Here is a 23,080-nt window from a genome sequence, read left to right as displayed (position 1 = left end):
GATACCCCGGCTGCAAATTAAAATTTAAAAAAATAAAAAACGGGAATAAATATATATGTGCGGCTCACCGGCGATTGGATTCAATATACTCAAATATAATGCCGGCACAACTGATTTTTGCTATACTATAATAAACATACAAAAAATACGCTTAAGGCAATGTGGCCTTAAGGGCATAATGGAGGGGAGTGATGGAGCTTGATTAGCAATAAAAAAAGGGCAATACTGTTTGTGATACTGGGATTCATACTTGTTGCAGCATCTTCTTTTTCAAAACTGGTTGATTTTCTTGCAGATTACAACTGGTTCAAGGAAGTGGGGTATACATCCGTATATCTAAAGCAGGTTTTTGCAAAGCTGATTGTGGGAATTCCGTTTTTCGTAGTTTTTTCAACATTCATATTCCTGTACTTGATGGGAATAAAAAAAAGCTACTATTCGCACATGAATATAGTTGCAGACCAAGAGCACGAAAAACCCATGAACAGGATTATGCTGCTTGTATCGGTGCTTTTGGGATCTGGATACAGCTTTAGCATTTCATCGAAATTCTGGATAGAAATACTCAAATTCGTAAATTCAACGGGTTTTGGCGTGGACGACCCGCTGTTTAGCCGGGATATAGGTTTCTATGTATTCAAGCTGCCGCTGATAAATGAAATATTCAACTCGCTTACAGGTTTTCTGGTGTTTTTACTTATAATAACAGCAGTGTTTTACTTTATAATGATAAGTATGAACCCAGGCGGCGAGGGAAAGAAGTTTGACAGGAAGATCGAAATGGACATAAGAAGGTTTCGAAGCATTGAGCCTACCCCTAAAAAAATACTCAGCCTTGCAATAAATCAGATAATAGTAATAGGCATAGTATTTTTTATAATTGTGGCCCTTCGAAGCTATCTGGCGGCATTCAACCTGCTTTATTCGCCAAGGGGAGTGGCATATGGGGCAAGCTATACCGATGTGAATGTGACGCTTTGGGTATACAGGATCCAAATGGTACTTTCTGTAATATCGGCAATACTGATAGTATATGCATACAAGAAGAATACGCTTAAAATTGCACTTGTGGGACCGATACTGATAATGGCGCTTACAATAGTCTCCTCGGGAGTTGAAACGGCTGTTCAAAACTTCATAGTTTCGCCAAATGAGCTTGCAAAAGAGAAAGAGTATATAGACTACAATATAAAATATACAAAGAAGGCGTACGCTCTTGATGACATAGTCGAAGAGGACTTTGCGGCAGAGCAGAAGATAACGGCTCAGGACATAATCGAAAATGGAGAGACCATAAAGAACATAAGCATAAACGACATAAGGCCTACAAAGGATATATACAAGCAGATACAGGGAATAAGGACATACTACAAGTTCAATGACATTGACGTCGACAGGTATCTCATAGACGGGTCTATAACACAGGTGTTCATAGGGGCGAGAGAGCTTGACAAGGAAAACCTCCAGTCGAGGACATGGCTTAACGAACACCTTAAATACACCCATGGGTATGGAATAGTAATGTCTCCTGTAAATGAAATCACAAGTAGTGGTCAGCCAAAGCTCATAATTAAAAACATACCTCCGGTGTCAAGTGCACAGGGACTTGACGTCAAAAGGCCTGAGGTGTATTTCGGAGAGATGGCCAACGGCTATGTAGTTGTAAATACAACAGAAAAGGAATTTGACTATCCGAAGGGAGATACAAATGCCGTAACTGAATATGAAGGCAAAGCAGGAGTGAAGCTGAACTTTTTGAACAGGCTCATATACTCCATAAACCAGGGCAGCCTCAAGTTTTTTGTGTCTGGAGGTATAGACTCGGACAGTAAAATAATACTAAACAGAAACATAATGGGACGTGTGAAAAAGATAGCCCCATTCCTTGAGTTTGAGCAGGACGCCTATGTTGTGCTTTCTGATGAAGGGAAGCTTTACTGGATAATAGATGGATACACATATACTGACAAATATCCTTATTCGGAGCCGTTTGACAAGACGGGGCTAAACTACATGAGAAACTCATTCAAGGTTGTAATAGATGCATATGACGGAACTACAGACTTTTATCTAGTGGATGAAAATGACCCTATGATAAACACGTATTCAAAGATATTCAAGGGACTCTTTAAGCCAATGGCCAGCATGCCTGCGGACATAAAAAGCCATGTAAGATATCCTCAAAAATACTTTAACATACAGGCGCAGATGTATCAGGACTATCATATGAACAATACCGAAGTCTTCTACAACAAGGAAGACAGGTGGCAAATAGCCAGAGAAGTGTTTGAAAATCAAAATGAGCCGATACAAATGGAGCCCTCGTATATAACATTCAAGCTTCCGCAAGAGGAAAAGGCCGAATTCCTGCTTACAATTCCATACACTCCAAAGCAAAAGCAGAACATGGTCTCGTTCATGGTTGCGAGGAATGACGGGGACAAATACGGCCAGATGATAATATACAGGCTTCCGAAGAACAAGAACATAATAGGGCCTTACCAGGTGGAGTCGAAAATAGATAACGAGCCGGAAATATCGACAAGGCTCACTCAGTGGGGTACGGGAGGCTCAAAGGTCGTAAGAGGGCACCTTCTTACCATACCGCTTGAAAATTCAGTTCTCTATGTGGAGCCACTCTATATAAAATCAGATTCGGCAGACAGCATACCGGAGGTCAAGAAGATAATAGTTGCATATGAAGACCAGGTTGTAATGGCTGACTCGCTTCAGCAAGGGCTGGACATTATATTTGGAGAGGGTCAGGCTCAAGTACCTGAGGCTCCTGATGAAACCGGTGGAGATGTTGTTTCAGAAACTACAGCTGATATCATATCCGAGGCAGCAGGGCTTTACGAGCAGGCCCAGCAGGCGCTTAGAAATGCGAACTGGTCGCTATATGGAGAAAAGATGGAGGCTCTTGGAGAGGCCATAAGAAAGCTGGAAGAGATGGATCAGTAAACATAGCAGCAGTAAGAGTTTTAAATATAGTTTTTTAGTATAAAGGAGAGGTAAATAGTGAATTTTTTAGACGGAATAAAAGCATACCTTTTGAGCAATGGACTTAATTTAGTGTATGCACTTGTAATATTGATAGTGGGAATATATGCGGCGAGAAAGTCAAGAAAGATTTCGAGAAGGTTTTTGAAAAAGACCAAAATAGAGCCATCTCTAATAGGATTTTTGTCACAGCTTATATACGTATTGATAATACTGTTTGTGGCAATTGCATCGCTTGAAAAAATGGGGCTTGAGACGACTTCGTTTGTAGCCGTGCTGGGTGCCGCCGGCTTTGCGGTGGGCCTTGCGCTTCAAGGCTCACTTTCAAATTTTGCGGCAGGAGTGCTTATACTTGCTCTTAAGCCTTTTACAACTGGTGATTTCATTGAAGGAGCAGGAGTAAAGGGAACTGTAGAGGAGATACAAATATTCAATACTGTGCTCAAGGCGTTTGGAAATGAGATGGTAATAGTTCCAAACTCAAAGCTTATAAACGACAATGTCACAAACTACTCTTCGTCAGGAAAGAGGAAGCTTGATGTGAGGGTTGGAGTCGCATATGACAGCGACATACAGCTTGTAAAAAATGTAATGCTGGGCATTGCAGATTCAGACTCAAGAATTCACAAGGATCCTAATCCCGAGGTTGTAATACTTGAGTTTGCAGACAGTTCAATAAACCTTTCACTCAGGGCTTGGACAGACACAGTAAACTACTGGAGTGTGTACTTCCACATTATGGAGAGTATAAAAACTGAATTTGACAGGAATGAAATAGAGATCCCATTCCCTCAAAAAGTAGTGCATGTTAAGAAATAGTGAATATCCCCTATCTGCGAGGATAGGGGATGTTGGCTAAATTTTATAAAATATATTGGGAGGTATTGAACATGAAAAGCTTAAAGGGAACCAAAACTCTTGAGAACTTGACAAAGGCGTTTGCAGGGGAGTCACAGGCAAGAAGCAGATACACATATTTTGCAGAAGTGGCTGCAGAGGAAGGATACGAGCAAATATCGGAGCTTTTTATGGAGACAGCGGAAAACGAGCTTGTTCACGCTGAAATATTCTATGGCCACATACTTGATGGAATGGAAGGGGAAGCGGCTCCTTTCATGGTGAATATAGAGGCGGCATATCCGGTGGCTCTTGGAAATACATACGATAATCTCAGGGCGGCGGCAATGGGGGAAAATGAAGAGTGGACTGAGCTTTATCCTGCATTTGCGCAGGTGGCAGAGGAAGAGGGGTTTACTCAGGTTGCAGCTTCATTCAAGATGATATCAAAAGTTGAACAAAAACACGAAATCAGATATACAAAGCTTGCAGAAAATGTGGACAAGGGAGCTGTATTTGTAAAGGATGAGGAAGGAACAGCTTGGAAATGCAGGGTTTGCGGATATGTCCACGAAGGAAAGACTGCTCCTAAGGTATGCCCCGTATGCAAGGTCGAGCAGCCGTACTTTGAAAAGTTTTGTGAAAATTACTAATATGTATTGAAATATTTGCCTGTAGCTGATATAATTACAAAAAAATTAGAGTAGTTTAAAGGCGATTAAGGAGACTAGTAGGAAAACAGTTGTCTTTCAGAGAGTGGGTGCAGGCTGAAAACCCACGTCAACTTTTTTTGAATCCACTCTGGAGCCTCCATGTTGAAATTGCAGTAGGCATGGACGTATGTCTGCGTTAAAGATTTGAGAAGGGCCTAATAATAGGCCAATTAGGGTGGCAACGCGGAAGAATACAGGCTTTCGTCCCTTTCGGGATGAGGGCCTTTTTGTTTTTTTGTAAGAACAATAAAGTTTAATAATGCGGGAGGGTTTAGAATGCTGGATATCAAGAGAATAAGAATGGAACTTGAAGATATTAAAAAAGCCATGTCAAAACGTGGAGAGGCTGATTTCGACCTGGACAAGGTTGTAGAGCTTGACGAGCAGAGAAGAGAGTTTCTAAAGGACGTTGAGGTTCTTAAGATGGAGCAAAATGCATCGTCAAAGGAAATACCAAAGCTTAAAAAGGAAGGCAAGGACACTGCTGAGCTTATGCAAAAGCTTAAGGAGTCTTCAGACAAGATAAAGGAAATCGACGAGAAGGTAAAAGCTGTTGACGAAGAGCTTAGATACATACTTCTTAGAATACCAAATGTTCCACACGCTGACGTTCCACGCGGGGATACAGATGATGACAACGTCGAGGTTTGGAAGTGGTCAGAGCCTACGAAATTTGAATTCGACCCTAAGGCTCATTGGGACATAGGAACTGACCTTTCCATACTTGACTTTGAAACCGCAGGAAAGATAACTGGTTCAAGATTTACTCTTTACAGAGGTCTTGGAGCAAGGCTTGAAAGGGCAATAATAAACTTCTTCCTTGACACTCATACTAGCGAGCATTCATATGTTGAAATTCTACCTCCTTTCATGGCGAATGCGAACAGCATGACAGGTACGGGACAGCTGCCTAAGTTCGGAGAGGATATGTTCAAGCTTGAAGGGAAAGAATACTACCTTGTTCCTACAGCTGAAGTTCCAGTTACAAACATACATGCAAATGAAATAATGGACGGGGAATCTCTGCCTGTGCACTACTGTGCATACACTCCATGCTTCAGAGCTGAAGCCGGTTCTGCCGGAAGGGACACAAGAGGGCTTATAAGACAGCACCAGTTCAACAAGGTTGAGCTGGTAAAATTCACAAAGCCAGAGGAATCTTATGCGGAGCTTGAGTCTCTTGTAAAAAATGCGGAAGCGGTTCTTCAAAAGCTTGGAATACCTTACAGGGTTGTCAAGATATGCAGTGGAGACCTTGGATTTACTGCGGCATTCAAGTATGACATAGAGGTTTGGATGCCAAGTTACGGAAGATATGTTGAAATATCGTCTTGCTCGAATTTTGAAGACTTCCAGGCAAGAAGAGCAAACATAAGATTTAAAAGGGACAAAAGCTCAAAGGCCGAGTATGTCCATACACTAAACGGTTCTGGAGTCGCAGTGGGAAGAACTGTGGCTGCAATTCTTGAAAACTTCCAGCAAGCAGACGGGTCTGTAGTAGTGCCAGAGGCGCTTAGACCTTACATGGGTGGAGTGGAAGTAATAAACGGCTATAAATAATAAAACTGCAAATGTGACCTCAATGGGGCGTTGGCCCCGTTGGGGATTTGTAATATGCCATGGATTGTAAAAATATATTAAACGGCTTGTTGAAATATATACTAAAGTATGATATCATATATCTTGCAAGTCAAGCACCCGTAGCTCAGGGGATAGAGCGTCGGTTTCCTAAACCGTGCGTCACAGGTTCAAATCCTGTCGGGTGCACCATTTTTTTTTATGGAGGAAAGATGGAAGACATCCTTTACATGAGAGAAGCCTTAAAACAAGCGAAAAAAGCATATCTCATGGGCGAAGTACCAATAGGAGCTGTGATAGTGAGGGATGGAAAGATTATCTCAAAAGCCCACAATATGAGGGAATCGCTAAGTGATCCTACGGCCCATGCCGAGATGATAGCCATAAAAAAGGCGTCTGAGACGCTCAAGGGCTGGAGGCTTAACGAATGTACAATGTATGTCACCATAGAGCCATGCTGCATGTGTGCCGGGGCCATAGTCCAAAGCAGGATAAAAAGACTTGTGATAGGATCCAAGGATGAAAAGGCTGGAGCTTGCGGTTCTAAAGTGGATGTGCTGGAGCGCGATCTTTTCAATCACAATGTGGATGTGAGTTTTGGCATATTGAGTGAAGAGTGTTCAAGTATGCTTACTGAATTTTTTAGATTTATAAGAGAAAATAAATGTATCAATAATAAAAAATGTGCAATGGAGAGATGACCGAGAGGTTGAAGGTGCTCGCCTGGAAAGCGGGTAGACGGGATCTCCCGTCTCGCGGGTTCGAACCCCGCTCTCTCCGCCATTACGTATATATATGATTAAGCCTTAAAGTTTGCTGTGCTAGATGGGGAGGTAGCGGTGCCCTGAACCTGCAATCCGCTGTAGCAGGATCGAACACCATATTGAGGCTCAGAGGCTGCGGAGCAGCCCCGTGTAAGTGGCGATGATAGTCGGGTCCTGCGCAATGGAGAGTCATGAACCCCGTCAGATCCGGAAGGAAGCAGCGGTAAGTGATAAACTTCATGTGCCGTGGGAGTGCCTGGCTTGAGTTAACTGCATGGGTAACGTCCGTGGATCTGAGTCGAATTATGGCCGCACAGCTTTAATTATAAAAATAAAGCCCGTTTCACACTTTGTGAAACGGGCTTTTGTAATTGCAATTAAATGTTTAACACTACATACAAAATGCCCTAGCATGAATGCTAGGGCATTTTATATGTTAAATTGTGAACTTTTCTATTTCATTTTTAAGTTCTGATGACAGGTTGTTAAGGCTGTCTGCAAGGAGAGAAACCCCCTCTACAGCTCTTGTCTGCTCTTGAACCGATGCATTCACTTCTTCTGTTGCAGCAGCCGTTTCTTCAGAAACAGAAGAAATATTCTCTATGGCTGATACTATGCCGTTTTTTTCGGTATTTATTTCATTTACAAAGGATGATACGGTCTTTATCTTTTGGGAGATGTTTTGTATTGATTCTGATATTATGCTGAAAGATTCATTGACCTTGAACACAGAATCGGTCTGATCTTTTGTTATGGTTTTTACTTCATTCATTAGAGAAACCGTATTTTTACTATCATTTTGTATATTGACTATTATTTCGCCTATTTCATTTGCAGCTATCTTTGACTCTTCCGCGAGCTTTCTTATTTCTTCTGCAACCACTGAAAACCCTTTTCCGGCATCTCCCGCCCTTGCGGCTTCTATTGAGGCGTTGAGTGCAAGCAGATTGGTCTGTTCGGATATTGCGCCTATTGTACTTATTATATTGCCTATGCTGAATGTGTTCTTGTCAAGACCGAGTATTGCAGCTTCTATATTATTTGTAGAAAGCTCATTTAGCCTTGTCTTTTCCTTGAGAAGACCAACCATTTCAAGCCCGTTCAAATTGGAAGCGTTTGCACTGTCGGCAAATCTTTCCATTTCATCTGTGCTTTCAAGTAGCTCGTTCAGTTTTTCTGAAAGGCCGCCTATAAGGGTTGCCCCTTGCTCGGCATCATAAGCCTGTTCGGATGCACCTCTTGATATCTCATCAACGGTTTTTAAAACCTCAAGTGAAGTGGCATTTGTTTCTTCGGCGTTTGAAGTCAGGTTTTCTGAAGCGGAGCTTACATTTTCTATGGCCATTTTTATATTCCCTATAAGGCTTCCTATGGAATCTATTGTGGTGTTGAAGTGTTCGGACAGCTGCCCTATTTCATCGCTGCTGCTGACATTGCATCTTACAGTGAAGTCCCCGCGGCCTATCCTCTCCATGTCCACAAGAATAAGTCCTATTGAATCGGTTATTTTTTTTGAAAACACAAAGGATATTGAAAGTGCAATCAAAAGGGAAATTATTCCTATTATTATGGTGTTTTTAAGAAGTATTGATGTGCTGCCCTTAACCTCGTCCACATACATTGTCCCAGAAAGAGTCCACCCCATGTCCTCCATTCTTTTAAAGCTCAGGAATTTGTCTACAAGCTTTCCGTTTTCATCGGACGAGTACTCAACCGTTCCAACGCTGCTAGTCTTTAGAGCTTCATTGAGAGCGGGCACGGGGATTTTCTTGCCTATGAAACTCTCATTCATTGTGGCTACAACGTTTCCGGACTTGTCCGAAAGTGACACGAATCCTTTTTCACCAAGTTTTATGGAACTGATTTCATCTATTATGGAATGCATTGATATGTCCACACCCACCACCCCTACAAGCTCATTCGAACTGTCATATACCGGAGTGGATATGGTTATTACTGTTTTGCCGGTAACAGTATCGGTATAAGGCTCGGTATAAGAGGTCTTTCCTGATTCAGCTGCAGATTTGTACCAGGCCGAGCTTCTGGGATCATAATCGTCAGGAATTTCCACATGAGGATAGAATACAGTCTGCCTGTCATTTGCAACCATGTACATTGATGTCGCGCTGCCATGGCTGTCAATGAAATATTTGAAGTTTTCAAGAAGCACACCGTTTTCATCCTGACTTGAGAGTATCTCCTTTGCGTTTTTATGTAGTGACATTTGAACTACCGATTCTTCTGCGCCTTTGAAAAAATTTAATATTGTCTTTTCCGTTTGGACTAATACGCTTTCTGCAGACTTTTGAAGATTATCCTGCATTATTGATGCGGATTTTGAATATGAGCTAAAGCCTATCACGGCTATTGGGATCGATATCAGCAAAAAGAACGTAGCCATGAGCTTTTGCCTTATCCCCAAACCATTTGATTTTGATTTTGTTGTGATTTTTTTGTCATGTGCCATTGTGAACCCCCCTCGAAATGATTGGCATGCTAATGATAATTGCAAAAAAATAAAAATTCTAAAAAATAGCTGTTGAAAACAGTGCCAGCCAAAGTATATTGCTGGAATAAATACAATGATATAGCAAAAAAGGATATGTAACAACCTTTTTTTATAAATTTTAAAGTATAAAAATTCATGAATAATGTATATAAAAAGCCTTTATTGAGTAATAAAGGCTTTTAGTAGTTTGTTAAATTGTGAATTTTTCTATTTCGTTTTTAAGTTTCATGGAAAGGTTACTTAGGTTTTCGGACAGGCTTGCAACTTCCGATATGGCGTTTGTCTGTTCTTGAACTGATGCGTTAACCTCTTCTGTTGCAGCTGCGGTTTCCTCCGATACGGAAGATATGCTTTCGATAGCTGAAACTATGCCTTCCTTCTCGGTGCTGACTTCATCTACAAAAGAGGATACAAGCTTTATCTTTTGGGATATGTTGTGTATCGATTCTGATATGTTTTCGAAAGACTCGTTTACTTTGAAAACTGAGTCAGCTTGGTCTTTAGTAACAGTTTTGACTTCGTTCATTATTGAAACTGTATTTTTACTGTCATTTTGTATATTCAGTATTATCTCATGTATTTCGCTTGCTGCGGTTTTGGATTCCTCTGCGAGCTTTCTTATTTCTTCGGCCACTACTGAAAATCCTCTTCCGGCATCCCCTGCTCTTGCGGCTTCTATTGAGGCGTTGAGTGCAAGCAGGTTGGTCTGCTCTGATATTGCGCCTATTGTGCTTACTATATTGCCTATGTTTATGGCGTTTTTATCAAGATTTAGTATTGCAGATTCTATATTGTCTGTAGAAACCTCATTTAACCTTGTCTTCTCCTTTAAAAGGCTCACCATTTTGATCCCCTGCGAATTTGAATATATTGCATTGTCGGCGAAATTTTCCATTTCAGCGGTATTTTCAAGAAGCCTGTTGAGTTTTTGTGAAAGCCCGCTTACAAGAAGCGCTCCCTTTTCAGCCTCATAAGCCTGCTCGGAAGCTCCATTTGATATCTCTTCCACTGTCTTTAAAACCTCAAGCGAGGCTGCATTGGTCCGCTCTGAATTGGCAGATAGATTATATGAAGCAGAGCTCACGCTTTCTATGACGCCTTTTATGTTTCCTATCAGAGAGCCTACCGAATCTATGGTTGAATTGAAGTGATCGCAAAGCATTCCCATTTCATCGTTGCTGCTTACACTGCACCTTGCGGTGAAATCGCCCTGGCCTATTTTTTCCATGTCAATGAGTATAAGCTTTATTGAATCAGTAATTTTTTTGGAGAGCACAAATGATATTAAAAGAGCTATAAAAAGTGAAATAAGCCCTATGAGCAGGGTGTCTTTTAGAAGCACAGAAGTGCTGCTTTTGACTTCATCAACATACATCGTGCTGGAAAGAACCCAGCCAAGCGTGTCCATTTTCTTGAAGCTAAGGAACTTGTCGGTCTTCTTGCCGTTTTCATCAAGCGAGTATTCGACTGTTCCGAGGCTCTTTGTCTTCAGGGCTTCGTTAAGTGCGGGAACGGGTATTTTCTTGCCTATGAAATTTTTGTCTCTTGTGGTTATGACCTTGCCTTCACTGTCTGCAAGCGATACGAATCCGCTTTCGCCAAGCTTTATGGAATCCACTTCCTTTGATAGAGCATTTATCGATATGTCTACACCTATTACCCCGACTAATTCTTTAGAATGGTTGTATACGGGGGTGGATATGGTCATTATGAGTTCGCCTGTATTTTCGTCTATGTAAGGATCTGTATATATTGTGCTTTCTGACTCTTCAGCAGACTTATACCAAGGCCGGCTGGTGGGATCGAAGTCATCGGGAAGGTCCGCCTCGGGATATACAAGCAGCTGTCCGCTGGCTGTACCCATATACATTACAATTGCGCTGTCGTGGCTCTCTATGAATGATTTGAAGCTTTCAAGCAGCCATGCGCCATTCGAATCATCAGATAGAATTTCAGTTGCATCATTGTGAAGCGACATTTGGACTACCGATTCCTCTATGCCTTTGAAAAAGTTTAATATTGTTTTTTCTGTCTGTACCAGTACGCTTTCTGCAGACTTTTGAAGATTATGCTGCATTATGGATGCGGATTTGGAATAGGAGCTAAATCCTATTACGGTTATTGGAATTGATATCAGTAAAAAAAATGCTATCATTAGCTTTTGCCCTATTCCAAACCTCTTTGATATAGATTTCTTTTTCTTGTCTCCTGGCAATTTACAAAAACCTCCTTAATATTATTAATACGTTTACAATAAGTGCAAAATAAAAAAATCCAGAGTTTGTCTGGAAAACAGCTGCAATTAAAGTATGTAATTGTAACAAATATAATTATATACCATGAATTGCGATATAAAAACATTTTTAGTGGAATTAACCATACAAAAAAACTATGGATGGATAGCCTGTGAATGGAGTATTTTAATATACTGATTGAAGGAAAGTGTTTCAAGTACATTTTGCATATTCGAATAATAGGCATTGGGAAAATTCCATATGCTGTTTTGATGGGATGATACATTTAGTTTGTGATATAATTGTTATCAGGATGAACTTAGAGGTGATAAGATGCACAAAGCGCTTTACAGAATGTTCAGGCCTATGACATTTTCAGATGTCGTAGGACAGGAGCACATAACTAGAACCCTTAAAAACCAGATAGCAAATGACAATACGGCACATGCCTATCTTTTTTGCGGAACGAGGGGGACTGGGAAGACATCCACTGCAAAGATATTTGCGAGGAGCATAAACTGTATTTCTCCTGTGGATTTTGAACCGTGCAACAGCTGTGAAATCTGCACGGGGATAATAGAAGAGAGCATAATGGATGTAGTTGAAATAGATGCGGCGTCAAACAATGGGGTTGACGACGTAAGGGAGCTTCGGGAAAATGTGAAGTACCCTCCTTCCAGGGGAAAGTACAAGGTCTATATAATAGACGAGGTGCACATGCTTTCCCAGGGCGCATTCAATGCGCTTTTAAAGACCCTTGAGGAGCCGCCGCCATATGTGGTTTTCATACTTGCAACGACCGAAGCTCACAAGCTTCCTGCGACAATACTTTCAAGGTGCCAAAGATTTGAGTTCAAAAGGATAGGAATGGATGATGCAGTTCAAAGGATGAGACATGTATGCGAGCAGACGGGTGTCCAGGCAGATGACGATGCACTGTCTTTGATAGCAATGAGTTCGCAAGGGGCTATGAGGGATGCGCTTAGCGTGCTTGACCAGTGCATATCATATACCAGCGAATGCATAAGATACGATGATGTAGTCAGTCTTCTTGGAACAGTTGACTACCAGACCATATCAAGCATGAGCGGGGCTATAGTAGATTCAAATATAAAGGCTTGCCTTGAGATAGTAAATGAAGCGGTTGTATGGGGAAAGGACCTTAGGCATTTTATACAAAAGCTGATAGAGCATTTCAGGAATATAATGGTCATGCAGATGGGGCCTTCAAATGGCGATATGATACAGCTTACAGACCATATGAAAGAACTTGTGGCCAAGCAGAGCCAAAGCATTACGCCACAGGAAGCTATAAGAAACATAAAGATACTTTCCCAGGTGCAAAATGACATGAAGTACTCGACTCATCCGAGGATAATGCTTGAAGTGGCCGCTATGAAGCTGTGCACCCCTTCGGAAGACGAAAGCGTAGAAGGCCTCATATCCAGGATAGCCAGGATTGAAAGCATTGTCAATAAAGGCGGCATACAGCCTTCAAAGCCTGAGAGGCAGATTGAAAAGCAAAGCCCTGAAAAGGTCGAAACGTGCGGGATTGCCAAGGCCAGTGCAGAAGCTTCTTCAGGCGCGGCTTCAAAACAAAAATGTGATTCGTACAAATGCAGCGAAAAGACAATAGACGTTTCAACAGGCATGGACACGGAGCCACTGTGGAAGGAGCTTTTAAGGGTAATAAAGCAGGACAAGAAGGTTCCTGTGCAGGCTATGCTCAAGGAAGGAAAGCCTCAAGGCATGGAAGGAAGCATGATCATTGTGGTTTTCGATGATGCATTTGGGTTTCACAAGCAGGCGCTTAGTAAAAATGAAACGATTTCATATATAAACGGAGTTTTAAAGAGGATTACGGGGGAAAACATGGGAATAAAACTTTTCCTTGAATCTGAAGTGAATGTCAATGTGCAGGACAGCCTAGAAAAAGACACGGCACTTGAAATGCTTGAGGAGATATTTCCTCCTGAAATGATAGAAATTATAGGTCCGAGTGAAGAGTAAAATTCAAATACAATTCACACGGGGCGCTTATTTATGCTATAATTTTCAATATGGTTTTAAATGTAAGAATATAAATATGGGAGGTATGTAAAATGGCTAAGAAAGGTTTTCAGGGAATGCCTGGGAATATGAATAATATATTAAAGCAGGCTCAAAAGATGCAAAAGGAAATGGAAAAAATGCAAAAGGAAATGGAAGCAAAAGAGGTTGAATCGTCTGTAGGTGGAGGCGCTGTGACAGTAAGGGCCAATGGAAAGAAGGAAATACTCAGCGTTAGTATAAAGCCTGAGGTCGTAGACCCGGACGATGTGGAAATGCTTGAGGACCTTGTGCTTACAGCTGTAAATGAAGCGATTAGACTTGCGGAGGAAATGGTTTCATCAAAAATGTCAAAGCTTACCGGGGGAATGAACATACCTGGAATGTTTTAATTAAAAGGGTGATATGATTGCAGCATTATACGGGGCCTATAGACAGGCTTATAGAACAGTTTTCAAAGCTTCCGGGAATAGGCAGGAAGACGGCTCAAAGGCTTGCTTTTCACGTTATAAACATGTCGGAAAATGACGCAATGATGCTTTCAAAGGCCATATCGGATGCAAAGCAGAATGTAAGGTACTGCAGCATATGCTGCAATATATCCGAAGGTGAAAAGTGCAGCGTATGCATGAACGAAAGCAGAGACGGGCAGATAGTGTGCGTGGTTTCAGACCCAAGGGACGTTGCAGCTCTTGAAAGGGCGAGGGATTTCAACGGAAGGTATCATGTGCTTCACGGTGTTATATCGCCTATGGACGGCATAACGCCGGAGATGATAAGGATAAAAGAGCTTTTGCACAGGATTTCAAATGAGGATATAAATGAGATCATAATGGCTACAAACCCCACTATAGAAGGGGAGGCCACAGCCATGTACGTGGCAAAGCTAATAAAGCCAATGGGAATAAAGGTAAGCAGGATAGCCCACGGATTGCCTGTCGGGGGCGATTTGGAATATGCAGATGAGGTTACAATTTCAAAGGCTCTGGAAGGAAGAAGAGAGCTTTAAAATCACATGTTTCAAATAAGTATAAAACATATTGTTGTCTTCCCTCTATTATTGTATAATTTCATTAGCAAGCGCAGTATGCCGGTTTGGCATTACAGTTTGCGGGTATAATAAACCATGTAAATTATAAAAGGTTTGGCAGTTACCCTATATCTTGATGAGAGATTAGCTGTTCAAATTTTAAAGAGGAGGGAGAAAGTCAGCTTTGCTCAAGCTATGCGAATATAGGGAGTTTGCATTATGTACGACATGCATTGCCGTGCGAGAAAGGCAGTTGGCCTTTCAGGGCATTATAGAAAGATGTCATCAAACAAAAACCAGGAAGTGATTTTTGACTACCAAAAACATGAGATTGACAAGGAAAAAAGGACCAAGAAGAAGGGCCTAAAGGGTAAAATGAAAAATGAAGCTTCTGAAGAAATGATGGTTTCAAAAAAGAAGACTCCATCAAAGAAAAAAAGCAAATATATTAACTATAAAAACATAGATATAGATATATTTGCTGACGAGTTTGACAGTAATGACTTCGACTATTAATAGTAGGCTGAAATATATAAATGATATAGTAAAAAACACAACAAAACCGGCAGCTGCCGGTTTTGTTGTGTTTTTTACTATATCATTTCATCGAGCATTGACGCTATTTGCTGGGCTGAATCATTTTTGCTGACGAGTTTCAAATTTTCTCTCATGCGCTCAAGCCTCTCTGGATTTTGAATCAGAAGCTCTATAAGTATTTTGAGGCTGTACTTGTCAGTGGTTTTAAGGCAGAGTCCGTTATTTAAGAGGAAATCCAGGTTTTCTTCTTCCTGTCCAGGTATGTAGTATGGAACTATAAGGGGAATCTGTCTTGCAAGTGCCTCTGTTGTTGTAAGCCCACCAGGTTTTGTAACCAGTACATCGCAAAATGACATGAGTTCGCTTACTTTGTCTGTAAACCCAAGCACTTTTATGTCTTTAGATTTTTCATGCGACTGGGATATCTTTTCAAGCTTTTCACGAAGAGCCTGATTCTTTCCAGCCACAACTACGACTTGAAAGTCAAGTTTTGAATCAAGCAGATCACAAAGGGCTTTCTTTACATTTCCAACTCCAAAGCTGCCCCCCATTATAAGTATTGTGAACTTGTCGTTGAGGCCGAGTTCTTCTTTTATGCTGCAGTCTTCGCATTTTGAAAAATTCTTTTCTATGGGTATTCCATACGGATGTATTTTCTTTGGATGAACTCCTTCCTGAATAAGCAGTTGCTTTACGAATTCATCGCCGACTATATATTTGTCTATATGACTTTCAATCCAAGTCGAGTGGATAGTATAGTCGGTGAGAATGGAAACAAGAGGAAGATCTATTGCCCCCTTTTTCTTAAGTGTGGATACGGCCATGAGTGGAAATGGATGAGTCCCTATTATAAAGTCAGGCTTTTCAGTTGCGATTAGCTTTTTTATGCGTCTTTTCATATGAGCAAAAAACATGCTAACCTTTTTTTCTGTATTAGTTATCTTGCAGTCGTCATATAGCCTGTATACCTTTCCGTATGCTTTGGGAGTATACATGGCGGTTTTTTCGTAGCCTCTAGATATTATAAGGTCTACTGCGCTTCCTGTGAACTTGAGGCTGTCAATAATTTCAGCCTGTATGCCTTTTTCGTGAAGAGCGTTTTTTATAGCCATGGCGGCTTTGTTATGTCCTGCTCCTGTGGAAGCCGAAAGAATTAATCCTTTTTTCATGATATCCTCCTTGAAGGGATTTATTTAAGTTTAATTTGCTTAAAAACAGTCTTGTAAAGTTCTAGAATAAATTTTACTATAAAAGAAGATAAAGTTAAAGGTGACATATTACGAATAATACCAGGAGGCAAGTTTAATGTTCAAAGACAAAAAAATACTGTATTGGGCATCCGTAATGCTATTTGCACTTGTGCTTTACAGATGTGTAAACAATTTCGAACTCATAGTTCAGGATATTGCTTACTTTATATCCCTCATATCGCCGTTCATATGGGCTTTTGGCATCGCATACCTTTTGAACCCAGCCATGAATTATATAGAGGGTAAGTTCAAGACAAGGCGAATAGGCTCGATAGTAGTAATATATCTGTTTGTGATAGGTGCTATAACGCTGTTTATAACTATAGTTTCTCCAAGGATAATAAACAGCATAGGGGAGATACTTCAGCAGATACCCGACTATTTAAAAATCACAAACGCATGGATAGACAAGAACATAATGGACTCAAAGCTCCTAGAAAAGTATGGGATACAAGACTATGTGGACACTAATTTAAGCCAGATTGTTTCTCAGACTGGAGAATTTTTGAATGTTATACTAAACAAAATAGTAAAGGGAGCCATAGGCTTCACATCTACATTTTTGAAGATAGTTCTTGGAGTCGTAATATCCATATACCTTCTCAATGACAAGGAAGGCTTTATACTGGGCCTCAAGAAGGTCGTATACTCGATATGGGGACAAAAAAATGGAGATTCACTGCTCGAACTCGGAAGGGAAGTAGACGAGGTATTCTCAAAATATATAATAGGAAAGCTTATAGATTCATTGATAATAGGGATATTATGCCTTATAGGGGCGATTATTCTAAAGGTGCCGTATGCGCTTTTGATAGCCCTGATAGTTGGAGCTACAAACATGATACCGTATTTTGGACCTTTCATAGGGATGGTGCCTTCTGTGATAATAGTCCTTTTCAACGACCCCGCAACTGCGTTCAAGCTATTCATATTCATACTCCTCCTCCAGCAGTTTGACGGATGGGTGCTTGGGCCTAAAATTCTGGGCGACAAAGTCGGCCTGAGCCCGTTTTGGATAATACTTGCCATAATAATAGGCGGAGGAACAATGGGAATTCTGGGAATGTTCCTTGGAGTGCCTGTATTTGCGGTAATAAAGAAGCTAACCGAAAGATATGTCGATAAGAAATTAAAGTTAAAAGATATAGAAATTGGGTAATAAGTTAAATGTGGTCAGCGACATAAATCAGACTTGCAAAATACCTGTTGGGGGTATATAATATCTTTAAGACAAGACTATTTTCGGGGAGGGGTTTATTTTGAACAAAATAACAATATACACAAGCGAAACTTGCGGCTACTGCCATATGGCAAAGGAATACTTTGACGAAAAGGGAATAGCTTACGAGGAAAAGAGCGTTTCAGCGGATTCAAGTGCAAGGAAAGAGCTTATGAAAATGGGATACATGTCTGTGCCTGTTATAATAATAGGCGAGGAGACAATAGTTGGATTTGACAAACAAAAGATAGAGAGCCTTTTAAAGTAAACAAAAAAGGCCATGCAATTAAAACACCCTGCAGAATAGGCTTTTAACAGTCCATGCTGCAGGGTGTTTTTACACTTTAGCATGAATGTTATGTTTTCATGCTGAATTCAGTATCTAATACTCCATGCTTTCCAGTGGTTTTAAAATGCGCACATTGCAAATCTTCTGCGCACGCTTTTCAAAATTTTGGGTGTCGCAGCATATCATGGGGAATGTGTTGTAGTGCATCGGTATTACGAGTTTTGGCTGTATCAGTTCCAGTGCATATATTGCGTCATCTATGTCCATTGTGAAATTCCCGCCTACAGGCAAAAGGGCAATATCTATATTCTCACGCTTTAAAAGGCTCATCTCCATTGAAAGCCCGGTATCACCGGCGTGGTAAAGTTTCTTGCCTTGGGACTGTATTATAAATCCGCAAGGGCTTCCAGCTGGAATTATATGGTTTCCCTCCAGTATTGAAGATCCGTGGAGTGCGGGAACCATTTTAACCCTTCCGAATTCAAAATCAAAAGAACCGCCTATGTGCATGGAGTGGCATTTGATGTTGTATTTGTCAAGGTATATTGAAATTTCAAAATTACATATTACAGTGGAGCCGTATTTTTTTGCTATTTCGACCGTATCCCCCATATGGTCGGAATGTCCGTGTGTTACAAGTATATAGTCAATATTTTCGAGGTCGGATATTTTGAGGCTGCAAAGAGGGTTGTCTTTTATGAATGGATCTATAATACATTTTTTGGACCCCGTTTCAAAAATAAATGCCGAGTGTCCAAGATAAGTCAGTTTCATCAGCGTACCTCCTCTATAGTATGTTTGTGCCATATTAGTATTATTAACCAAAAACCAAGTGAAAAAACACAAGGTTACACATTTAGTCTAGTCTGGAGCTTTTATTTTATACATTGTAAAAAACACTATTGGAAGCACATAGCACAAAAAGGCATAAGGCGCAAAGTCGGAATAGTCAACCCCGAGTACTGCGCATACAACTATTGCGTTTACATTCCAGGGAACCATGGCAACAGTCATAGTTCCTACATCTGATATCGACTGAACCAGATATTCCTTTTTAAGGTCGAATTTCTCATAGTGAGAGTTCATAAATTTGCCTGGTATTATTATTCCTATTGTCTGGTTGCAGGTTATTGTATTTAGAATAAAGCTGATAAGCCCAGAGTGGACAATAAGGGAATACTTGGAATTTATTGATTTTGAAAGATTTTTGATCATGCTGGATATAAGGTCAAGACCGCTTAGTATTCCGGCAAATGACGTCGCAAGGATTATGGTTATCAAAACTCCCTTCATGGATAAAAAGCCTCCGCCCGATATGGGTATGTCGAGGCTATCATTTTTGAAACCGAAAACCGCTGCACTTAAAATTTCTGCCGCTGAAGCGTTCTGGAAGAGTACACTTATAAGCGCTGCAGACAGTATTGAAGCGGATATGGACTTGAACGTAGGCAGCCTTAGCATTATGCATGAAAAAAGTATTATAAGGGGCAGAGTGCAAAACAGCCCTATGTGGAAACTATTCTGTATTGAAACCAATGTACCATCTATGCCTGAATAGTCAAGCGAGGGGTAAGAACTTCCGAGAAAGTAGTATATTGCTGCTGAAATTAAGAATGCAGGGAGAAGGCTTGAATTCATTCGCCTTATGTTATCCTGCGCATTAGTGCTTGTTATTTCGGTTACAAGGTTGAATGCACTCGAAAGGGGCGATGACCTGTCACCAAGATAAGCTCCAGACACTATGGCTCCCGAGAGAACAGGCAGGCTTATGCCCATGCTCTTTCCAACTCCCAAAAGGACTACACCCATGGTTGAAATACTTCCTATGCCGGTGCCGAGGCTTAGCGATATAAATGACATTATAAGGAATGAAAAGAATATGAAGTTGTAGTTTTTAAGTATTTTGAGACCCATGAACATAAGATAGGGTATTGTTCCGCATAGCATCCACATGGATGTCAGAACGCCTATGGATGAAAGCACAAGCAGCACATTTTTTGCGGAAAGTGGTCCGCCTATTATGCTTTTGTTGAGAGCAGATGCCGAGAAGCCTGAAAAAATACCGGCTGCATAAAGAAATATAAGCGCCCCTCCTATTCCGTAATATACGGGAAGCTTCAAAAATATAGACAGAGATATTATACACAGTGATACTATTACTTTTTTCATAAATCAAGTCTTTTGCTCACATTCGCAAAGTAAGAGCAAAAGCTCTACTCACCAACCTTTCTTTTGGGGTATAATAAACAATAGAAAATTGATGCATTTAATGAGTTTATTATTTGATATAATGATTTTAACACTTTTTACAGTTTGTGGGGCATAATGTGGTTTTAAAAATAAATAAACTGAAAGTAGCTGCCACTGTATATTGGAATATATTTATATCACGCTGGAAGACAGCTTGTGCGCATATATTAAGAGGAGGATTATATTGAGCGATTTTTTACCCATATCTGCAAGGGATATGGTCCAAAGAGGATGGAAAGATGTTGATTTTGTAGTTGTAAGCGGCGATGCATATGTGGACCATCCCTCATTTGCAGCGGCGATAATAGGCAGGGTTTTAGAAAGCAGAGGTTACAGGGTGGGGATAATAGCCCAGCCTGACTGGAAAAACATAGATTCGTACAAGGTGTTTGGAAAGCCGAAATTCGGATTTCTGGTTGGTTCTGGAAACATAGATTCAATGGTCAATCACTATACTGTGGCAAAAAAGAGAAGAAGAACGGACAGCTATTCTCCTGGTGGGAAAGGCGGACTAAGGCCTGACAGGGCTCTTATAACTTACTGCAATGGAATAAGGCAGGCATACAAAGACTCGCCCATAGTAATAGGAGGAATAGAGGCGAGCCTTAGAAGGTTTGCCCACTACGATTACTGGGACGATAGGGTCAGAAGCTCAGTGCTTCTGGACAGCGGGGCCGACATTCTTGTGTACGGGATGGGGGAAAGGCAGATAGTCCAAATAGCTGACGCCCTTTCATGCAACGTAGAGGCAAAATATATAAACTATGTAAATGGAACTGTGTTTAAAACCGGGGAATTGGACTTTTTGATGGGAGAGTATATTGAAATACCATCGTACGAGGAAGTATGCCAAGATAAAAGGAGCTATGCAAAGGCATTCAGGATGCAGCACGAAAACCAGGACCCCATAAGGGGCAAGGTCCTTGTGCAAAGGCACGGAAAAAGCTATGTGGTACAAAATATCCCTGTGATGCCACTGGGCAGGGAGGAGCTTGACGGGCTTTACCTTATACCATTTAAGAGGAATTACCATCCTATATATAAAAAGGATGGGGGAATACCGGCTCTTACAGAGGTGAAATTCAGCATAACCTCGGAAAGAGGCTGCTTTGGGTCATGCTCGTTTTGCGCCATAACATTCCACCAGGGCAGGATAGTCCAGTCAAGAAGCCATGAATCAATAGAAAAAGAAGCAAGAGAAATGACAAATGATGCGGATTTCAAAGGCTATATACATGATGTAGGAGGCCCTACCGCAAATTTCAGGAATGCGGCATGCGACAACCAGCTAAAGCATGGGAGTTGCAAAAGCAGACAGTGCCTGTATCCAAAGCCTTGTGAAAATCTGAAAATAGATCACAGCGACTACGCCCAGCTTCTCAAAAAGCTCAGGAAAATAGACGGGGTAAAAAAGGTGTTTGTAAGGTCTGGCATAAGATATGACTACCTTATGGCAGACAAGAATAGAAAGGGATTCATGAAAGAGCTCTGCAACCACCATGTAAGCGGTCAGCTTAAAGTGGCTCCAGAGCACATAAGTGAAAATGTACTCTCGCTCATGGGAAAACCGGGAGGAAAGACGTTTGACAATTTTGTAAAGCTTTACAGGAATACAAATGCAGAGATAGGAAAGGAACAGTACATGATTCCATACCTCATGTCGTCGCATCCCGGCTCAAGGGTAAAGGACGCCATAAAGCTTGCGGAATATTTAAGGGACAGCGGACTGTATCCGGAGCAGGTGCAGGATTTTTATCCGACTCCGGGGACTCTTTCGACTACAATGTACTACACGGGACTCAATCCGCTTACAATGGAAGAGGTGTATGTCCCAAAAGACCCAAGGGAAAAGGCAATTCAAAGGGCGCTTTTACAGTATAAAAATCCCCAAAACTATGAGCTGGTGAAAAAAGCCCTTATAAAAGAAAATAGAGAGGATCTGTTTGGATTTTCGAACATTGCTCTCATAAGGCCTAGACACAAAGAGAAGATTGACGAATGCGAAGCGCCTAAAAGGAATAAAAAAACAAATGGCAAAAAAACGGTTAGAGGCAAAGTGAAAAAAGGACAAAGAGACAGAAGAAACAATAGATAATACAAATAGAAGAGTCCGAGTGCAGAATAAAATGTCTGTTATTCGGATTCTTTTTTATGTGAATTCAAATAATTAAAATCCGAAATGGGAGGACATGCCGAAACATAATAAAGGCCAACTGATTGAAAGTCTGTGAATGAACGTACTTAATACTGTACAAACCGGATTTAAATTCAGAAAAAACATATAAAGAAAAAAAGTGATAAAAACTTGTTGACATGTTTTTTGAAAGTTGGTATAGTATTACTTGTCGCCGGACAGGGCACACGGCAAACAAGCCAAAGGCCAAAAGAACTTGAAAAAAAGTTCTTGACAGAATGAGGGCGATAGAGTAGAATAATAAGAGTCGCCAAGGGGCGGCACACATTGAACCTTGAAAACTGAACAGCAAAACCATAGACTGATTTTAATCAGTCAAACCATAAACAAGTCAGTGATAACTGTAATTTTACAGTTTGTCATGAGTCAAGAGGATAAGTCCTCAAGGATTTTTTATTAAGAGTTTGATCCTGGCTCAGGATGAACGCTGGCGGCGTGCTTAACACATGCAAGTCGAGCGAACAAAGCGATGTGAAGCCTTCGGGTGGATCATCGCGGCGTGAGCGGCGGACGGGTGAGTAACACGTGGGTAACCTGCCCTGTACACTGGGATAACGCACCGAAAGGTGTGCTAATACCGGATAAAGTGAACCTTTCGCATGGAAGGATCACCAAAGCTCCGGCGGT

Annotated in this window: 17 protein-coding genes, 2 tRNA genes, 1 rRNA gene, 1 other RNA gene and 1 other annotated feature; of the genes, 16 read left to right on the top strand and 5 right to left on the bottom strand. The window is 41.0% G+C overall.

The annotated features are described in order from the left end of the window. The first annotated feature begins 198 nt into the window (after positions 1-198). From BUQ87_RS14040 to ffs, 8 genes are all read left to right on the top strand, one after another. The gene (locus BUQ87_RS14040) at positions 199-2,961 is read left to right on the top strand and encodes a UPF0182 family membrane protein (protein WP_052636244.1); all 2,763 of its coding nucleotides are present in this window, start codon (positions 199-201) and stop codon (positions 2,959-2,961) included. Positions 2,962-3,018: 57 nt separating this feature from the next. Then, positions 3,019-3,819 carry a mechanosensitive ion channel family protein gene (locus BUQ87_RS14035; protein ID WP_052636246.1) on the top strand — a complete coding sequence of 267 codons (801 nt, stop codon included), beginning with the start codon at positions 3,019-3,021 and terminating at the stop codon, positions 3,817-3,819. Between the two features lie 71 nt (positions 3,820-3,890). After that, complete coding sequence (rbr, locus tag BUQ87_RS14030; RefSeq protein WP_038266725.1) at positions 3,891-4,490, top strand: rubrerythrin; 600 nt, start codon at positions 3,891-3,893, stop codon at positions 4,488-4,490. A gap of 55 nt (positions 4,491-4,545) precedes the next feature. Beyond that, positions 4,546-4,762: a binding site (T-box leader), on the top strand. A 64-nt stretch (positions 4,763-4,826) separates the two neighbouring features. Then, positions 4,827-6,110 carry a serine--tRNA ligase gene (gene serS, locus BUQ87_RS14025; RefSeq protein ID WP_038266727.1) on the top strand — a complete coding sequence of 428 codons (1,284 nt, stop codon included), beginning with the start codon at positions 4,827-4,829 and terminating at the stop codon, positions 6,108-6,110. A 134-nt stretch (positions 6,111-6,244) separates the two neighbouring features. Further along, positions 6,245-6,320, top strand: a tRNA-Arg gene (locus BUQ87_RS14020). A gap of 20 nt (positions 6,321-6,340) precedes the next feature. Further along, a complete protein-coding gene (gene tadA, locus BUQ87_RS14015) occupies positions 6,341-6,829 on the top strand; it encodes a tRNA adenosine(34) deaminase TadA (RefSeq protein WP_038266766.1) in 489 nt (162 codons plus the stop codon). Next, positions 6,820-6,911 (top strand) — tRNA-Ser (locus BUQ87_RS14010). The genes tadA and BUQ87_RS14010 overlap by 10 nt, the downstream gene beginning before the upstream one ends. 33 nt (positions 6,912-6,944) lie before the next feature. Beyond that, an RNA gene (gene ffs, locus BUQ87_RS14005) (signal recognition particle sRNA large type) lies at positions 6,945-7,209 on the top strand. 119 nt (positions 7,210-7,328) lie between these two features. Here the strand turns inward: ffs and BUQ87_RS14000 are convergent. Further along, positions 7,329-9,359 (bottom strand): methyl-accepting chemotaxis protein, encoded by a 2,031-nt coding sequence (locus tag BUQ87_RS14000; RefSeq protein WP_038266730.1) that lies wholly within the window; start codon positions 9,357-9,359, stop codon positions 7,329-7,331. A gap of 232 nt (positions 9,360-9,591) precedes the next feature. Further along, complete coding sequence (locus BUQ87_RS13995; protein WP_038266732.1) at positions 9,592-11,616, bottom strand: methyl-accepting chemotaxis protein; 2,025 nt, start codon at positions 11,614-11,616, stop codon at positions 9,592-9,594. Between the two features lie 352 nt (positions 11,617-11,968). On the opposite strand from BUQ87_RS13995, the gene dnaX reads away from it, so the two are divergent. The 4 genes from dnaX (at position 11,969) to BUQ87_RS13975 (ending at position 15,230) form a co-directional block, all read left to right on the top strand. Beyond that, positions 11,969-13,645 (top strand): DNA polymerase III subunit gamma/tau, encoded by a 1,677-nt coding sequence (dnaX, locus tag BUQ87_RS13990; protein WP_038266734.1) that lies wholly within the window; start codon positions 11,969-11,971, stop codon positions 13,643-13,645. A gap of 92 nt (positions 13,646-13,737) precedes the next feature. Continuing rightward, positions 13,738-14,076 (top strand): YbaB/EbfC family nucleoid-associated protein, encoded by a 339-nt coding sequence (locus BUQ87_RS13985; RefSeq protein ID WP_038266737.1) that lies wholly within the window; start codon positions 13,738-13,740, stop codon positions 14,074-14,076. Positions 14,077-14,093: 17 nt separating this feature from the next. Then, on the top strand, positions 14,094-14,693 hold the full coding sequence (gene recR / locus BUQ87_RS13980; protein WP_038266741.1) for a recombination mediator RecR: 600 nt from the start codon (positions 14,094-14,096) through the stop codon (positions 14,691-14,693). A gap of 240 nt (positions 14,694-14,933) precedes the next feature. Then, entirely contained in the window at positions 14,934-15,230 is a 297-nt protein-coding gene (locus tag BUQ87_RS13975) for a hypothetical protein (RefSeq protein WP_038266744.1), read from the top strand. A gap of 77 nt (positions 15,231-15,307) precedes the next feature. Here the strand turns inward: BUQ87_RS13975 and BUQ87_RS13970 are convergent, their stop codons facing one another. Then, positions 15,308-16,420: an MGDG synthase family glycosyltransferase gene (locus tag BUQ87_RS13970; protein ID WP_038266747.1), complete on the bottom strand. Its 1,113-nt coding sequence runs from the start codon at positions 16,418-16,420 to the stop codon at positions 15,308-15,310. 136 nt (positions 16,421-16,556) lie between these two features. On the opposite strand from BUQ87_RS13970, the gene BUQ87_RS13965 reads away from it, so the two are divergent. Next, positions 16,557-17,660, top strand: coding sequence for an AI-2E family transporter (locus BUQ87_RS13965; RefSeq protein WP_038266750.1), 1,104 nt, complete (start codon positions 16,557-16,559; stop codon positions 17,658-17,660). A gap of 100 nt (positions 17,661-17,760) precedes the next feature. Then, positions 17,761-17,988, top strand: coding sequence for a glutaredoxin family protein (locus tag BUQ87_RS13960; RefSeq protein ID WP_038266752.1), 228 nt, complete (start codon positions 17,761-17,763; stop codon positions 17,986-17,988). A gap of 114 nt (positions 17,989-18,102) precedes the next feature. On the opposite strand, the gene BUQ87_RS13955 is transcribed toward BUQ87_RS13960, so the two are convergent. Continuing rightward, on the bottom strand, positions 18,103-18,783 hold the full coding sequence (locus tag BUQ87_RS13955; protein ID WP_038266755.1) for a metal-dependent hydrolase: 681 nt from the start codon (positions 18,781-18,783) through the stop codon (positions 18,103-18,105). 87 nt (positions 18,784-18,870) lie between these two features. After that, positions 18,871-20,178 (bottom strand): Na+/H+ antiporter NhaC family protein, encoded by a 1,308-nt coding sequence (locus BUQ87_RS13950; RefSeq protein ID WP_038266758.1) that lies wholly within the window; start codon positions 20,176-20,178, stop codon positions 18,871-18,873. A 265-nt stretch (positions 20,179-20,443) separates the two neighbouring features. Here BUQ87_RS13950 and BUQ87_RS13945 point away from each other — a divergent pair, with 265 nt between their 5' ends. Both BUQ87_RS13945 and BUQ87_RS13940 read left to right on the top strand, forming a co-directional pair. Continuing rightward, positions 20,444-22,354 carry a YgiQ family radical SAM protein gene (locus BUQ87_RS13945; RefSeq protein WP_330391377.1) on the top strand — a complete coding sequence of 637 codons (1,911 nt, stop codon included), beginning with the start codon at positions 20,444-20,446 and terminating at the stop codon, positions 22,352-22,354. A 491-nt stretch (positions 22,355-22,845) separates the two neighbouring features. After that, positions 22,846-23,080 (top strand): 16S ribosomal RNA (locus BUQ87_RS13940); the annotation flags it as partial.

This window comes from Peptoclostridium litorale DSM 5388 (assembly GCF_900141635.1).
GTDB classification, from domain to species: Bacteria; Bacillota; Clostridia; order Peptostreptococcales; family Peptostreptococcaceae; genus Peptoclostridium; species Peptoclostridium litorale.
Note: the sequence above shows the minus strand (reverse complement) of the source record. Positions and strands in the feature narration are given on the sequence as shown.